Genomic DNA, 17,889 nt, shown 5'->3' on the forward strand with positions numbered 1-17,889 from the left:
GGATGGTTCTTTTTTTATCCCATCTCCAACTAGCCAAGGGTCAGATGGCTCAGCCGACGGATCCGCATATTACATTACAAACGCCCGAGGCGATAACTTTGGACGCTGCTCTCCACACGTTCGACATTGAAATCGGCAATAACTCAGCAGAAAGTTTCGAAGGAGAAATACATCTTACGCTGCCGACAGGCCTTTCCGTCCTCGGAAATGAACGTATCACGCTTCGCATCGCCCCTGGCAAAAAACGCTTTGTCGCTATCAGGCTTCAAAGCCAGGCGCTCTCTTCTATGCGCGGACAGCAGCTCCAGATACAGCTTACGGCTAGCGACGGTCGATTGCTACATACACGACACGTTAATATTGATGTTCCCGACAAACGCGCGGTGATCTTACAAGATGTGTCGGACCAGCAGTACCTCAAGCACGTGGGCGATTCAATCGCCATCCGCGTCCGGGCAACCAACCAAGGCACCACAGATGAGCCGATTAAAGTACTTTTTTCTTCGCCCGATAGGGTCGGAAATACAACGTTTCAAGAACATCCACTCTTCCTGCCATCAGGAGCGGATACACTCATCACGCTACGTTTCGCCACCGAAAAGTATATGCTCGTGCGCGCACAATATACCATACGGGTCACTGGGATTTTTCAAAACGGCGATGTCTTCGGGAACGCAACGATTCTTCTGCCCAACATAACAGCTAACCGCAACTACCAGCAGATGTTCATGAACGACGGCAACCTAGCAGCGTATTCCCGGAATTTTATTGACGTACAGATCGACAATATGTTGGGAGAGCAGCAAACATATTATCTTCGCGCGGAGGGAGAATATAGAGTGGCCGAAGGACGGTTCCGCTATACATCTTATCTCACACAGATAGGCAACGCACACCGCCCGACGTTAAGCAATACCTTTGCCGAATTTAACAAAGGCAAGAACACGTACACGATCGGCAACATTCAGGAAAGTATGGAAGCCCCCCTTTACGGCCGAGGGGCAAAGTTTACCCATCAAGACACGTCTGCTGCCCGTTTTATTATGGTGGGAGCCGTGCAGCGTTCGACCGACCTTTTGGGATATCATACGCCCTTCAATCCGGGATATACCGCGTTTGCCCACATGGTATTGGGCGAAGGCAGGGCGGAACGGCACCGATACGAAAGTCAGCTTTTTTACGACAGAAACAACATCGATAGTACGAAAAGCTTCCTGTGGAGCAACAGCTTCGATCTATTGAAACAAAAGTACGCGGACAAAATGCAACTTCGGCTTTTCGCTGCCGCCGGGCTGCAACAGTACGACGGTCAGCTGGCTATTACCGATTCTATTGTTCCCTCTGCCGCCCTTGGATTGCGATTCGATCAACGTTGGGCAAAATGGACATTTACCAGCGATAACTTTGTCAGTACCCCCTATTATACCGGAAACCGTCGAGGAGCGTTACAGTTTACCGAACGCGTTAACCGTTCATGGGGCAAAATGTCAGCTGGGCTAGGCTATACGTTTTTCCGTTACGAGCCGAGCTATTTCAGTGAACATTTTTTCAGCTATTCCAGCCAGTCTTCCCGCTGGGATTTAAATCTTTACGCGCCGATCAACCAGCGGATAAATATATCCGTTATGCCGAGCTACAACCGGGACAGAGGGAGCTTCGCACTCCCGTCAGGTCTGGACGAACTGGCTACAGCCTCGTGGCGCCTTCTCAGTACAACGAGCTACCGGTCCCGCAGCCTGCGACATACCTTAAACTGGACAATGGAGGCAGGAATCGTTTCGATTGACGGCCACAGCAAAGACAACATGGCCATCCGCACCGACGTCAATTATAACTATCGGCGCGCTGGGCTGTATGGATCCTTTCAACGGGGTGCATTTCAGGTGTCGGACGTGCTCGCGGGTTCTTTGGTGGGGCGCTCTTTTGGCAACCGCCTCTCCGTAGGCGCAAGGTTAAACGGAAACCTCCTTCACGAGAAGCTATATTGGACAGTCAACACGGCTGCCAACTACAATAGCGGATATGGAAGGGGAGTCAGCGGTACGGCAAGCTTCAACTATCGCGTATTAAAGAACACCATTATTAACGGCCTGCTACAATACCACTATAACGTTAGCCAGGCGGGTAATAGCTACCAGTTTAATAACCTAAGGATAGGAATCCGACAGAATTTAAAAGCACAGAACATCGACCGCCCACGTACAAAAACCGGCGACCTTCGGGTACGCTGCTTCTATGATCACAATAGCAACGGTGTCTTCGACGAAGGCGACGAGGCTGCGGACAACTACAGCTTTGCTGTCCGGGATGTCCTCTTCGTAACTGATCAGGAAGGATGGGCCACCTTTAAGAAGCTCCCCTACGGCCGCTATACAGTTTTTGTTCCGCGGCGCGGACCATATCTAGGATCGACGATGGAGGTCGAAATTTCGCGCTCGCGCACAGACGTCCATGTAGCCCTCCGTAAAGGAGGCCTCGTCCGCGGAAGCATCCGGCTGGATTATACGCCAGGGTTAAGTCTAGAGACAGATCTTAGTCTAGATCGCTATACGGTAATCGCCAAAGACGCAAGTGGAACGACGGTAGAAGCCCGGACAGACAAACATGGACGTTTTGAACTTGGCCTACCGGTGGGAACATATAGCTTTTATCTTGATGTAGCCAAGTTCCCGCAACAAATAACGATTGATCAAGAAGCACAAACCGGAACAGTTGAAATCGGCGAAACGCTTAATCTTGCACCGTTCGTCTTGCACGTCAAAACGAAGAAAATTGAAGTTAAGCGGTTCGGTAAATAGTCGTTGTTTCTTGTGGTTGGTGACTCGTGATTAGAAGTCAGAAGTGAGAAGTGAGAAGTCAGATATCAGACGTGAGATTTGAGTAGTGAGTATGGAGAAGTGAGAAGTTAGAAGTCAGAAATTAGGAGTTAAGGGTTAGGTTAGGTGTTAGATCTTAACTTTACGAATCAGCAACTCAACGACTTTACGGCTTATAGCCGTCCGTTAGAAACTAGGGGTTAGGGGTTAGGGATACTTAGCCCCACGGCTAATAGTCATCGGCTATTAGCTATTAGCGACTTTGCGAATATGCGACTTTGCGACTTTGCAAATCAACGACTTTACGGCTTATAGCCATCCGCCATTAGCCATCTGCCACTAGCTATTAACTTCACGACTTCACAAATCAACAACCTTACGATTCTCCCCCTATCGCGAATATATTCGACCCCGTCAGGGTCGTGTAATTGGGTACACGGTTTTCTATTGAAATATGACCTCTACGAGGTCAATTAATACGCTTAGAGCCACGACTTTACGAACAACCTATCTAACTTTACCTCACTCATCTAACCTCCTCTAACTACGAAGTAGTCTTCACGATTCCACGGCCTTGTGCTTGGGAAAGGACCAGCATTGGTTCGACTGCGTCAGCATTTCTACTGATTGGTAGTTGGGAGTTAGGGATTAGGTCGTGATTAGAGACTTCACAAATTAATTTCCAACTTCCTTTTTAATTTTTACTTTTTAATTTTTACTTTTCCCGACCTTCCAAGTAAAACCCCCGCCCCGGGTTGAGGGGCTATAAAGATGTGAGAAGTTAGATGTGAGACATTAGAAGTGAGTATTGAGTAGCCTAGGCTTATGGCTGTTGCTTCATAGGTTATAACTGTCACCTGCCATTCGCCTCTTACTTTACGACTTTACGAATTAGCACCTTTACAGCTTATAGCTATTTGCCTCTCACTTCACGACTTTTACGCCTAAACCCTATTCCAAGGCAGCCTTGTGCGGAGGAAAGGACCGGCATCGGTTCGACTGCGTCAGCGGGCCGCCATACTAGCCGTTAAGAACCGTTCCTTGTCTGAACGCAGTGAGTTTGGAACGGTTTAGGCTAGGATAAGGCACGGTAGCACCAAGAACCTCGGCCGGAGGACCTTGTTTACTTGGGTCCTTCCAAGTAAAACCCCGCCCCGGGTTGAGGGGCTATAAAGAAGTGAGAGATCAGACATTAGAAGTGAGATTTGAGTAGCGAGTATGGAGAAGTGAGAAGTTAGAAATGAGAAGTTAGAATAGTTAGCAGGTTAGATCGCTTCGTCGTACCTCCTCGCGACTTTACAAATCAACGACTTTACAACTTTATGTGTTGGCCATTTGCCATTTGCCATTAGCTATCTGCCATCTGCTATTAGCCTCTCACTTCACGACTTCACAAATCAACAACTTTACGAGAAAACCGTACTAAGCATTAACAGTGCTCCATATAGGCTGATGTCTTTCTTTTTAAAGACCAACTTTAATGCGGACAGGGCTTTGGACCGTGCAAAATAGATGTTGTTGGCCGTTGTCCCCAGTACTGTACAAATCTCTTGAGTATCCATGCCTTCGAGATAAGCCATCCGGAACACCTTTGCCTGATACGCCGGCAGCCGGTCGAGCTCTGCCATAATTTGCTCTATGAGTTCCGTATAGATCATCTGTGTCAGTATATCCGAGCGGCTCTCTATCTTGTCCCACAATTGATCTTCGCCGAGGTCTACCGACTTATGATAGGCCGAATCCACATAATCTAAACAAGCATTCCGGGTTACGAGATACAAGTAGGATTTAACAGCCTGCACCGACACCGCCTTGGTGCGGCCAAGCCATAGCTTACAAAAGGATTCAGAAACGATCTCTTCCGCCACTTCTTTATTTTTGGTGATCCCGCAGGCGAAGAATACGAGCTGCTCGGCAAACTCCCTCATAAAATACCGTAGCCCCAGCTCATTGCCAAGCTGCAGCATTTGGAGGTATTGTTCCACTCGGGTAGACTGTCTTTCGGGCTGTTTCACAATATGGCATAAAAGTAGCCATTAATATACGAACATTGTGGCATAGTGCCGTTATGTTTTTGTTAAGATTTTGTAGCGAAACCGCTCGCCTTTTACACTCTATGCCAGTATCTTACCTACCGTAGTTTCCCATTTCTCCAAACGAACTTCTCCCCCCAAAAGGGAAGAATGGTATTCTTGCAATTTACCCCCGGTAGATGCTTCAGTGTCTGGGTTATCGAGGCTTGGCCCGAAGGCTCGTGCCGCAATTCTATGAGATGAGATAATACCGCATAGCTCGGATTGACAAGTCCCGGCGACGTTCCGATAATATCATTTTCCCTTGGGGCTCCCCAACGAAGTATCAACATGTCAACATCGCCCTGCACGTTTGCAAAGCGATCCGCTTCAAAGCCCGAATCGCCACACGACAGCAACGAAAAGTTTCCGGCATCCTCGCCACAATCTATCCGCAAGGACATCACGAAGTTAGGAAACTTAGGGCTTCTCAGGTGACTCGAGATATCCGTACGGATGGTAAATGCACCAATTCTATAGCTCGTTGCCGTTGTCGACATATAGTCTGCACACGCTTTATAAAAGTTTGTAATTACCGGCTTCCCCGCCTTGGTCATCGCTTCCATCAGCTTCACATGCGCATGGTCGCCGTGATTATGGGTGATAGCTAGAAAGTCCAGATAGGGAGCTAATTGCTCTGCCAATCGATGTTCCACATCAATACCAAAACAACCCGAAGGCGTCTTCACGATAAAACCCATGTTATAAAGTAGCCATACCAACGCCGTGCCCTTCTTTACCTTTGTATTTTTCACCTCTTCCAGCACCTTATCGAACGCTTCGCGATAGCAATAGATCATGGGAATAGTACTTTCCATTTGCCTCGCTTCCTCTTCCGGCTTGCTCAGATAAGCTTTAAAAGTCGTCGCCTCCAGCTTATCGGCATAAACCTGAAACTTGTTTAATAACATCAATCTTTCCTCATCCAACCGGAACGGCGATGTTTTTCTAAACTGTTCCATGGTTTGAACTGCATCGCGTATATCCTGTTCACCCGTTTGCGCAAACCCACGATGACCCGCCAACATAACCACGAGCAGAGCCATCCATACTATATATATCTTCTTCATCTTGAAACTTTTTGTTGTTACTTTTATCATCTTTCTCCCACTTGAGGAATCACCGTCTCCAGATAGTCGGGTGTCACCAGCGTGTCTATATCGTTTTCGTTGATCAGGTAGCGCGTTTTGCTCCGAACGACGCCTCCACTTTTGGGATTAATCAATTCGAGGCTTTCGACAACCGTCACTTCCTCGGTAAATTGACCGTCTTGCTGTTCATAGCTCACTAAATTATCTACAGCGCCAACTCTGTTATCAAATTCGACAGCTTGGTTACCAGCCGTAAAACCAACCGAAGAAGGCAACAGTGTACGTACATAGTTCGGGCCATACACAAATCCTCCTTGATCTGTCAGTAGCGACTTGTTTCCAAAAGCATCCACATTCCACGCCTCGATCAACACGTTACCTTCAATATCAGGCATGTCTACGACGGTATAATAGCCCTCAAAATCGTCGTGGTAGTTGGCGGGTGTATAGTCGACCTTCACCGAGTCGGCCGCGCCAGATGCCGTATTCCAGCGCAACATACAGTAGGCTCTATTCACGTCTTCGGCCGGAACAATACGTACGCCCACTTTCTGGTAGCCTGACTTAATATCGAGCACCTCTATTCGTCCGGCATATACAATAGGTCCGTCTTCAATATATTGGTTTAATAGGTCGTCGGCGTTGTCGCAGCCTACCTGCATGACAGAAAGAACCGCCCCCATCACATATAATATCTTATTTTTCATCGTTGTGGTCAAATACAGTTCGTTAATAGGTTTGAAGAACTTCTCCAAACATTCTGAATTCATTGATGGTATGGAAAGTCTCCGTTGGTGTGTAAGTTTCCATGAGCTGAAGCCGCATATAACGGAATGACTCCGTTGGGTTAGCTTCTGGGTTTACGTTATCTTCTGCGATCGCGTATTCCTGCCTGTTATTGAAATAATCAATCTCTTCCTGCGTAATACTTGCTGGATTGGCAGGCATCTTGCCTTGATATTCACCGATTAAGGTCCAACCCTCCGGGAATTTCGACCAACGCGTGGTGTTAGCATCATTTGTCCCCCAGATTCTAAACCGTTTAACGCTTGACCGGGCGTAAGTATAGCTTGACCCCGTCCGCGGATAGATTTGGACACGGCTAAGCCGCAAGTCCTGATGCAGGTCGAACGTCACGTAAAGATCGTGCACGTACGTACGCTGCCCGGCCTCCTCACGAAAGAACTTATAAGCCAGAAAGTGGTTTCCGGTCGTCACGCCGTTGAACATCGTATGGGGAGCAAAGTTGGCACTATGCGCGATTCCGTCGTTCTGAATACCGGTTACGGGATCAAAGCCAAATTGCGCATAGTCCTTACCCGATGTTCCATAAGTTGGGTTAAAATAAGGAACAGCTTCTATCAGCGTACGGTCGATAAGTTCCTCTTTATAAGGCGTAATCCTTTCAATTAAGGTGTCCGTCCGATTTCCCCATTTATCCGTCAACACGAACCCAAAGATTTGCTCCACATTATCATACTGCCTTAAATAGGTACTCGTATTGAGGGAGTCAGAACTATAAATGGTTTTAGAAGGATCTTCAATCAGCGTTTTTACGCCGAGTTGTATTTCGTCCTCTGTCAGCACATGGATGGCAAAAGGCAAGGCCTCTTTGTTTTCCCATTCCAATTTTACACCACCAAATGCCGGCGTAGCCAACAGACTTTCCCGAGCAATTTCTACCGGCGACAACAATGGTCTATCGTGTACTTGCGTAATATCCGATCTGTTGCCACTTTCATCCACCACAGCCAAATCCACCGTTACTTCGTCTGTCCCGGTAAAACCTTCCACCAAGATCGTATTGCTATAACGCGACACCTTAAACTCTACCTCATCACCTGCTTTGTTGATATAGCTAGCAACAACCTGCGCTTGATTTGGATTTCCGGCTGGCAAACTAAAATGTATTTCTAAAGCTCCGGCCATCGGAACCACCTTATTCACTGTCAATTTTTCGGGCGTGCCCGTACCGAAATCGGGCTGTTCGATTCCTAAATAGGAATCCATGCATGACACCGCCATCATACTACATACCAGTATTAGGATCGCGTATATTATATTCTTTTTCATCTGTATATAATTTGTCTTTTAATGGTGATGAAGCTATCAGATTTATTCATTCCCCTGTGTGGCTTGAATAAATCATGATGGTTTCATTGTCTTTATCAATTAATTACCACCCTGGATTTTGTATAAGATTTCTATTCTGAAGTAAGGTGTTGGTTTTGATGGGCATGAGATAATCCCTCATCGAAAACCTTGGTTGCACAAGCACTTTTAACACATAAAAATCTGCTTTATTCTCCCCTTCTTTATTCCAGCCTAGAATGGGCTGGTTGTATACCTCCTCGGCCATCAGCCAGCGGCGTACGTCATAATAATAATGGCCTTCAAAAGCCAGTTCATTGATACGTTCCTGACGGATAATCTGTCGCAGTCCGTTCTGGTTGTCCGGTTTAGATTTATACGGACCTGAAGCGTATTTTTGCCAGCTCTCTACTACACCCTCCATCCCTGACCGGGCACGGATGGCATCCAAATAATGATAGGCATTATTCCCTTGCGAATCCGTCGTATTCGGTCCGTCCACTTCATTGAGACACTCCGCTAAGAGGAGGTACATATCGGCCAGCCGGATAATCGGGAACGTGTAAGGCTCGTAAATCAGTTCTACCCGTGTAGCGGTATAGGTCGTTTTGAGATGCACCAACTTTTTCGCTAAATAACCGGACAAAGGATAAAAGCCGTATTCCACGCCGTACTTAAATCCGCTTCCCATGTGGCGTATAAAATTGGGGAAGGCCGGATTAGACAGCTGTTGGGATCTTCCCTCCCAGATGCCGCCATCAAAACCTACCGAAGCGTAAAATCGCAAGGAACGATTGTGATGTAATAATGCGGTTTCCTGTCCACTTCTTATCAAAAACTTGGTGTGGTCTGCCTCCGGTAACTTCGTCGTATACCGATTCGTATACCAGCCGTTTGCCTCCCATTCAGCGTCTTCTTCGATTGGCACGCCGTTGGACGAGTAAAACGATTCGACCATATTCAGGGTCGGCGAATGCCGCTGTCCGATATCAGGAGCACCCGATCCCGCTATATTCTCCCATTCGGAGTTGCTTAACATGCTGGCAAACCGTTGCAGCTGCCGTGTATTCTCGTTCGTGCCCCAAATAATTTCCGGATTCCAAGGCTCCGTAACCGCTTGACGCAGACTGATCATAGCCTTGGTTGTATCGTTAATATTGGTACTGTTCACATCAGGAATAGCTCCAGATCCAGCATCTGTACTTATGAATATGCTATACCCCTCTTCCTCTGCGGATCGCACAGCTTCATCAGCAGCCTCCAAGGCACGCTGCCATCGCTGCCTGCTGTCGCCCGCCGGAAATAGGTCGACACCTCGTTTATCCTTAAATCCGGCGTAATAGTTGTTGTTATTAAAAAGAGGGCTGGCAGCAAGAACCAGCGTCTTTGCTTTGATACACCGGGCGATGGTCTTGGTAAATCGTCCGAATTCGGTGGCGGCGTCTAGTTCTGCCGACGCAGGCAATGTTTCGATAGCTTCATCCAGCAGGCCAACGATGTAGTCGGCCACCCGATCAACCGGCTCCCGATAGAGGGCGAGTTCCTCTCCCTTCGCCGCAATAGGGATGACCTTATCCACAATCGGGATAGGCCCATAGAGCTGAAACAAATAGAAATTCAGATAAGCCTTAATCGTTTTCACCTCTGCAATCCACCGCTCCCGCTCCATTTCATCCATATCCCGAGGCCCCCCATCTTCCAGACCGATATGCTCTAAAAAAACATTGCAATGCCTTATCCCTTGCCAGATATTGGCCGTTGCACCATTCTCGCCATCCCAGAAATTCATATGAGGTTGAGCGGCGTTATTGCCATTAAAGAACATCAAAGTGGTGTTGGTTATGTGTGCGGTATTGCCGCCCGGCGCATTCAACGGATCGTACACCACATCGCCACCGCCAGAAAGCCCCAAAGTATTGGTGGGATTAGCGACCGCAGGCATACTTCCATAGCAAGTAAAGAGGTATTTCTCCGCGTTATACCGGTCCTTAAACGCGTCCTCCAGCACCGGCTTATCGTCCGGCAATATATCCAAGTATTTATTACATCCGGCGACAGTCATTAACAGTACCACTGCCGATGCATATATTATATTTTTGATCATCATATCTATCGTTCTAATCTGTCCTTAAAAATTAACCTGAATGCCTAAATTAAATACCTTCTGCAATGGATAGGAAAGTCCGTTTCCCCGCATTTCTGGATCCCATAGCTTAAAATCAGAAAGTGTAAATAGATTCGTCCCGCTAGCATATATACGAGGATTCACGCCATAAATATTGTTTAATTTGTATCCCATTTCAACAGATTTCAAGCGAATATAGCTGGCCGAGCGAAGCCAGTAGTTACTATTCACAAAATTATTCGCGTTACCAATCGCGTCACTTCCGGCGTCTGGAGATAAGCGCGGCCATTGCGCATAGAGATCTCTATTTGTCTCTGTCCATAAGCTCTCTTTAATGAAATTCAACATCGCCCGGTTTCCCATATTTCCATCCGATGTAACAGCTACAAAGGGAGCCATCGCTTGGGCATTCATAAAAAAGGAAAAATGGGAAGAACCCTGCACGAAGGCCGATATATCAAAATTTTTGAAACCGAAAGACCCACCTATACCATATTGGATTTCCGGATTCGTTGGATAACCCATGGGGACAATATCAAACTGGTCGATAACGCCGTCGTTATTGATATCTCTATATTTTATATCGCCCGCCTGATATAAGGCATTGCTGCCATTCACCATCTGCACCGGTGAATTCAACACCTCGTTGTCATCGATAAATAGACGTTCTGCAACATATCCTTGGGATTGCCCCACCTTTCGTCCTACAACGGAGCGCCAAGGTGCAACACCGGAGTAATCCAATTCATCATACACCGTGATTTCCGAGGTTCCATAGGTAAAATTACCCCGCAGGATATACCACATCCCATTGAACAAGGATTTATTATAATTTAAGGTCAAATCAAGCCCCTTCCCTATCGCTTCCCCATAGTTAGTCCGCACACTGGACGTCAGCCCCACAATCGATGGTATATCTTGTCGTACCTGCACAATATTCGTCCGGTTTTCGTGATACACTTCCGCAATCAATTCTAAGTCGTTATTGAATAAACCTAGCTCTAAAGCTAAATTCGTCTTGTAAGAAACCTCCCACGTGATATTCGGATTGGCGTAACGCAACACTTCTATCGTTGGTCGACTCGTAAGCGAGTTAACATTATTCCCGAAATAGCCTGCGTTTGGCCCGTTAAGGTTGATGTTGGAAGTAAAGAAAAAACGATCAAGATCCGACACAATAACATCGTTACCGACCAACCCATAGGTACCACGAAGCTTCAATTTAGGCACGGCATTTCGTAAGTTGTCCCAAAAGGGTTCATCCGAAACTTGCCAGCCAAGCCCTATTGATGGGAAAAAGCCCCATCGAAAGCGTGGGTCAAACCGTTCAGATCCGTTGACGCCAAAATTGATCTCCGCAAAATATTTGTTTGAATAACCGTAGGTGAAACGCCCCGCCAAAGCCACGTTTCTGGAAGGCAGCGATGAGTCGAGGTTGCTCGGACTCCCATCCATACGATCTTTTATGGATCCGACCAATAGCGCACCCACATCATGTGCGTCAAAGCTACGATTGTATAATAGGGCGCCCTCAGCATACCCTCTAGCTTCTACAAATTTGTTGCCTGCCTCATAATCAATAAAATCATAGCCTCCTTCTGGATTTAACACCCCTAGTTGATAAGGAAACGTATTGTGAGGATCATAGGTTCCTCGTATATATTGATAATAAAAAGGTTCGTAACTCCGCCTGATGTTAAATCCGGAGTAACGCGTAATGCTACCGATAAACCGAGCCTTTAAACCTTTCGTGAAAGAACCTAAATCCTGATGTAGCTCCAGCTGGGTGAGCAGCGTATTGTTCCGTACGTCCTCGTAGCCGCGCATCACATCGGCATAGGGGTTGATATAAGTGGGCGCACCTTCCGCAAAATCATTACCGGCGTAATTACCAAACAAGATCCTATCTGTATGCTGTGTGTTATAATCTGGTTCATAATACGCCGGGAACAGCACCGGATTTGCCAATAAGGTTTTACCATAGGTGTTGGCACCTCCACTCCCCGACTCCCCGATAGGACCAGTATAGTCATCGAAATTCGCACTCAAGCGTACCTTCGCCTCTAGGTTTTTGGTAAGATTCAGATTCACATTAGAACGTACGGAATATTTTTTAAGGTTAATATTCGAGTTAAATGGGTTCTTTTTATCCACCTTAAGAATACCGTTATCCTGCGAAAAAGAACCCGCAAGGTAGTAGGTGGCAGCATTCCCGCCTCCCGTCAGATTCAAATTAGCACGGTGATTCAGGGAATAATCCCGAGTCAGCATATCTTTCCAGTCTACAGCCGGATATACATTGGGATTTCTATTTGGGTCTCTTGTAAAATTAATCTTACTTTGAGGATACGTCAGTTCGCCATGACGCGTCATGCTCGCAATATTCGCATACTCCATATAACTAATCGGGTCAGCCATATCAACCTTCGTTGTTGGCGTAGAAAGAGAGCTTTCGTGCCGGAAGGAAACCTTCACTGTTCCCCGTTCTCCCTCTTTCGTCGTTACTAAAACTACACCATTAGCCCCTCTCGCTCCGTACAATGCTGTTGCGGATGCATCTTTCAAAATCGAAAAACTGGCGATATCGTCAGGATTGAGCCTGGCCAAGTCTCTGGATGTCATTTCGATATTGTCTATCAAAATAAGTGGTGCGGTCAATCCGCTACCAAAAGAAGTAACACTACGCACAAAGAACTGTGCATCCTCTTCCCCTGGTGCACCTGTCGACTGATAAGCGACCAATCCGGCCATTCGACCTGCAAGGGCAGTCGTCAAATTACTTGAAGGCATTCGGAGGTCCTTAACATTTACAGTGGTAATAGAAGAAACCACACTTTCCTTCTTTTGTTTACCAAAGGCAACAACTACCGTTTCCTCGAGCTCCTCCGTATCTTTAGAAAGACGCGCGTTAATCAACCGAACCCGACCGACGGCCACGGTATCTGCCAGATAGCCAACAGCCGAAAAGATCAACGAATCGCCTTGATTAGCCCCGAGTTCATAAATACCATCAGCGTCTGTCATCGTACCTACATTGTTGCCCTTAACCACGATCGAAACGCCAGCTATAGGCGTGTCGTCAAAGGCGTCCGTGACTTTACCGGTGATCTTATTTTGCTGGATGACGGGAAGTTCGTTAACAATTGCTGCCGCCTCTCGGGGCAGCGGTCGGGTTTCCTTCGTACGGGACTGAGGCTTAATGACGATCGTGTTGCCTTCCAGGAGCCAGGCCGCCGGCTTGCCCTGCAGCAGCCTATTCATCGTCGGCCCAATAGGCTGCTCATCAATGTCGGCATGGACCTTAATCTTGGCCAGCTCTCTGCTTTTGATGAAAAACTCATATCCTGTTTGCCGCTGAATGGTTTTCATCGCCTGCACCAAAGACATCCCTTCGGCTTTCAGGGTGACGTTCTGCGCAATCCCATCGGCCATGACGGCGGTCATGTTGACCAAGATAAGTACTACGGTCCATTTCATAATAAGGAGAAAACGGTTTACGGAAGTCCCTTCCGGGTCTTCGGGTTTTGTGCTAAAATTCATACATTTGTACGGTTTAGATCATATTGTAATTTGTTAATAAAGATTCTCTTTGCCTAGAGATAAAAAATTACGATAGACCACTATACCATGACGGGCAGTGTTGGCGCACTGTCCGTTTTATGTTGATCTATCTTTTGTCTGTGATACGTCTTAATTCATAATTCTTCCCCTGTTATTCGTTAAAAAATTGTTAGTTTGTTTCTTTCTCCAAAGCGTTCCAACCTAAACCTGATCCCGCTGCTTTCTATGATGGCGAGCACCTCTTTGAGACTTTTGCCACGGCTGATGCTGGCATAGAGATAGGTAGGCTTTACCGTTGGCTCAATCTGAAAATCGAAATCATACCAGCGGCTCAGCATTTTCAGTGCTTCCCGCAGTTCAAGCTCTTCAAATACAAATCCGTTATCTTTCCACGCTATGTAGGGGTTGACATCCACCTTCTTTTTGTTCAGCCCATCTTCGTCGATGAACCCTTGTTCGCCAGGCGCCAGCGGGAGGGATGCGCCGTCCGCGTGCAGCAACACCGATCCTTCTACCAACGTGGTACGCGTGTCGTTCTCGTCGTCGGCATAGGCCGTCAGGTTAAATTGTGTGCCCAGCACATCGACCTCCTGTTTCGCCGTTTTCACCCGGAAGGGGATTTTCTTACCGAGCCTTGTCATGGTGGCAACCTCGAAGTATGCTTCTCCTTCGAGCTCCACGATACGCATATCGTCCTTAAAGGACGTAGGATACTTCAGTTTGGAAGCGGCATTCAGCCACACTTTTGTCCCATCGGATAGGGTAATCTGATATTCCCCACCCCTGGGCGTGGAGATAGTAGCATCTACGATTTTGTCACCCTCCAACGAATGAATCAGTGTGCCGTCTTCGTATTGTAGCTGTTCTCCCAGGACGATGCCGTCTTGGTCTTCACGAAGCTCGATGATGCGGCCGTCGCCGAGCGTTATCCGAGCCTTATTCCGCCCCGGCGCCAGATCGCTAATAACGGTTGGTTGTTCCGCCTGCTGTTGGCGGAGGTATAAAAATAACGTAATACCCAAAACCGACAAGAACACGGCGGCGTAGGATATATACGGCAAATACCGTCGTAAGGGAGGTCTATCCACGGACGTTGCATGATAATCGGAGCCGTATATCTTCGCCATGGTCTTTTCTTCAAAAGCCTGCATCCAGCTCTCTTTCGTTCGACCGGACCGGAGGGTCAGCCAACTTTTTATATCGGCCAATACAGCTTCATCATCTTCCACCTTCCTCAACAGCTCCGCATGTAGCGGATCCTCTGCTACCCACTTTTGCAGCAAGTACAGCTCCTGATCGCTGATGGTTCGATCCATCTTCTTCCTGATTAAAGATACTATCTCAGCGTTATTGTCCATGCCTGCCTTGGGTTCTACTTATACTATTTCTCCAAACTTGTTAGCATATATACGGACGACCAAAACAAATCTTAGAAAGAAAATGAAAATTTTTTCGTGATTAGGTGTTAGGAGTTAGGGGTTAGGAGTTAGGGGTTAGGAGTAGGGGTTAGGGGTTAGGGATACTTAGCCCCACGGCTAATAGTCATCGGCTATTCGCTATTAGCGACTTTGCGAATATGCGACTTTGCAAATCAACGACTTTACGGCTTATAGCCATCCGCCATTAGCCATCTGCCACTAGCTATTAACTTCACGACTTCACAAATCAACGACTTTACGACTCGCTTCTTATCGCGAATATATTCGACCCCGTCGGGGTCGTCTGATGGATGTCACATTTTTCTATGGATATATGACCCCTACGGGGTCAATCTTTACGCTTAGAGCCACGACTTTACTCACTCATCTAACCTCATCTAACTACGAAGTAGTCTTCACGATTCCACGGCCTTGTGCTTGGGAAAGGACCAGCATTGGTTCGACTGCGTCAGCATTTCTACTGATTGGTAGTTGGGAGTTAGGGGGTAGATCGTGATTAGAGACTTCACAAATTAATTTCCAACTTCCTTTTTAATTTTTACATTTTAATTTTTACTTTTTCCGACCTTCCAAGTAAAACCCCGCCCCGGGTTGAGGGGCTATAAAGAAGTGAGAGATCAGACATTAGAAGTGAGATTTGAGTAGCGAGTATCGCTTATAGCTGCTATATGCCACCTGCCATTTGCTATTATCTATCTGCCACCTGCTATTAGCCATTAGCCTCTCACTTCACGACTTCACAAATCAACGACTTTACGACTCACTTCCTATATATTCGACCCCTTCAGGGTCGTGTAATTGGGCACACGGTTTTCTATTGAAATATGACCTCTACGAGGTCAATTGTTGCTTTTACGGCTATTAGCCAACCTAGTATGCCATTAGCCATTTGCTATCTGCCAATAGCTATTAGCCACTCACCTCACGACTTTACAAATCAACAACTTTACGGCTAATAGCCATCTGTCATTAGCCATCCGCTATTAGCCACTCACTTCACGACTTCATAAATCGACGACTTTAAGTACTACCCCCATTTATCATTTAAAAAACTTCTTAAATCTAATGCGATAATCCCTTCTACTGTATTCCCCGAAAAGGAATCCATCGTAATGAGCATTTTAGGGTAGTTGTCTTTAATCTTCAACAAATTACCAAACTCTCTCTCTATCGTCTTTTCCTCATTAAGTGTCAATGCCACCTGGACATACAGTTTCTCGCCCCGCTTTTCAGCGACAAAATCAATCTCATTTGGTCCCATGATGCCTACGTAAACGGTATATCCCTTTATTAAAAGATGGTTATAAACAACATTTTCCATAATTTTACCACGATCCTGCAAACGGTATCCCCATAAGGCATTACGTATCCCTAGGTTTTCAAAATAATATTTCTCACCAATCTCAAAAAGACGCTTTCCTTCCAAATCATATCGTTTTACCTGGTGGATTAAAAAGGCATTGACCAAATGCTGAATATACGTTTGAACTTGATTCGGCGGAATATTTATTCTTTGAGACTTTAAAAAATCACTGATTTTTTTAGCCGAAAAAATACTTCCTGTGTTAGACGCCAAAAAAAACACCAATTGCTCTAAAAAAGCTGTATTTCGTACGCCATACCGATTGATGACATCCCGGAAAACAATGGTCGAATAGATATTTTTAAGATATTCGAAAACGATGTCTTCCTGAAAAGGAAGATGTTTCAAATAAGGTAGTCCTCCATATTGAAGATACTTCTCGAGTACCTCACCGGAATCTTCTAATTGATGAAACGTTAAGAATTCCCGATAACTCAAGCTGTATACCGTAAATTCTATTGATCTTCCGCTAAGCTGACCTGCAATATCCCCCGAGAGTATATTGGCATTGCTCCCCGTGCAGTAGATATCCAAGTTTTTGTCCAGCAGTAAAGACCGTAGTGCAACCTCAAAGTTTTCTATATCTTGAATTTCATCGATAAATAGGTGCGTCATTCCTACTGATGACTTATTTTGCAAAACATAGTCATTCAAGTCTTTAGCGGTTTTAATATCCGAAAAGGCTAAATCTTCTTTATTAATATATATGATGTGGGCATCGGCATTCGTGGCTTTAATCTCGTCCATGAGCTGAAACAAAAGGTAACTCTTTCCGACGCGTCTTTGTCCAGTCAAGACCTTAATTAGGTTTTTTCCGATAAAAGGTTTGATTCGGTTGAGATATATCGGCCTGGAAATAATATCCGTTTGTGACGATTTCATTTTATAGTTATACGTTGAACTTTCCTAGCAAATTTAGCAAATTATAAACATACCTACAACTTTTTAATATTTGAAAGAATATTATAGCTATAATTAGAGGGTAGGGTTAGGGGTAGTAGTGAGTATTTGAGAAGTGAGAAGTTAGAAGTCAGAAGTCAGAAGTGAGAAATTAGGGGTTAGGGATACTTAGACCCACGGCTAATAGTCATCGGCTATTCGCTATTTGCGACTTTGCGGATTTGCAACTTTGCGAATATGCGACTTTACAAATCAACGACTTTACATTTTAGAAGTGAGAAGTTAGAAGTCAGAAATTAGGAGTTAGGAGTTAGGTTAGGTGTTAGATCTTAACTTGAGGGTGTAAAGTAAACTGTGTCAAATAAAGAATTTTTATATTAGACACAGCAAATGGAAAAAGAGGAATTTGATTTTGAACGCTTCAAAGAGGA

The 17,889-nt window shown here is 46.0% G+C and carries 9 protein-coding genes; 1 reads left to right on the forward strand and 8 read right to left on the reverse strand.

Annotated elements, in window-relative coordinates:
- Window positions 1-2: 2 nt before the first annotated feature.
- Window positions 3-2,798: a hypothetical protein gene (locus tag BC792_RS17295; protein WP_148910279.1), complete on the forward strand. Its 2,796-nt coding sequence runs from the start codon at window positions 3-5 to the stop codon at window positions 2,796-2,798.
- A gap of 1,424 nt (window positions 2,799-4,222) precedes the next feature.
- On the opposite strand, the gene BC792_RS17300 is transcribed toward BC792_RS17295, so the two are convergent.
- From BC792_RS17300 to BC792_RS17335, 8 genes are all read right to left on the reverse strand, one after another.
- Window positions 4,223-4,831, reverse strand: coding sequence for an RNA polymerase sigma factor (locus BC792_RS17300; protein WP_148910280.1), 609 nt, complete (start codon window positions 4,829-4,831; stop codon window positions 4,223-4,225).
- Between the two features lie 116 nt (window positions 4,832-4,947).
- Window positions 4,948-5,958, reverse strand: a complete 1,011-nt coding sequence (locus BC792_RS17305; protein ID WP_148910281.1) for an MBL fold metallo-hydrolase — start codon at window positions 5,956-5,958, stop codon at window positions 4,948-4,950.
- A 26-nt stretch (window positions 5,959-5,984) separates the two neighbouring features.
- Complete coding sequence (locus tag BC792_RS17310) at window positions 5,985-6,686, reverse strand: DUF4998 domain-containing protein (RefSeq protein WP_170250074.1); 702 nt, start codon at window positions 6,684-6,686, stop codon at window positions 5,985-5,987.
- 22 nt (window positions 6,687-6,708) lie between these two features.
- Window positions 6,709-8,052 (reverse strand): DUF5126 domain-containing protein, encoded by a 1,344-nt coding sequence (locus tag BC792_RS17315; RefSeq protein WP_148910283.1) that lies wholly within the window; start codon window positions 8,050-8,052, stop codon window positions 6,709-6,711.
- Window positions 8,053-8,155: 103 nt separating this feature from the next.
- On the reverse strand, window positions 8,156-10,177 hold the full coding sequence (locus BC792_RS17320; RefSeq protein WP_148910284.1) for a RagB/SusD family nutrient uptake outer membrane protein: 2,022 nt from the start codon (window positions 10,175-10,177) through the stop codon (window positions 8,156-8,158).
- Between the two features lie 21 nt (window positions 10,178-10,198).
- Window positions 10,199-13,735: a SusC/RagA family TonB-linked outer membrane protein gene (locus BC792_RS17325; protein ID WP_211357574.1), complete on the reverse strand. Its 3,537-nt coding sequence runs from the start codon at window positions 13,733-13,735 to the stop codon at window positions 10,199-10,201.
- A gap of 179 nt (window positions 13,736-13,914) precedes the next feature.
- Window positions 13,915-15,114, reverse strand: coding sequence for a FecR family protein (locus BC792_RS17330; protein WP_148910285.1), 1,200 nt, complete (start codon window positions 15,112-15,114; stop codon window positions 13,915-13,917).
- 1,108 nt (window positions 15,115-16,222) lie between these two features.
- Entirely contained in the window at window positions 16,223-17,440 is a 1,218-nt protein-coding gene (locus BC792_RS17335; protein ID WP_148910286.1) for an ATP-binding protein, read from the reverse strand.
- Window positions 17,441-17,889: the final 449 nt, after the last annotated feature.

This window comes from Sphingobacterium allocomposti (assembly GCF_008124885.1).
Classification (GTDB): domain Bacteria; phylum Bacteroidota; class Bacteroidia; order Sphingobacteriales; family Sphingobacteriaceae; genus Sphingobacterium; species Sphingobacterium allocomposti.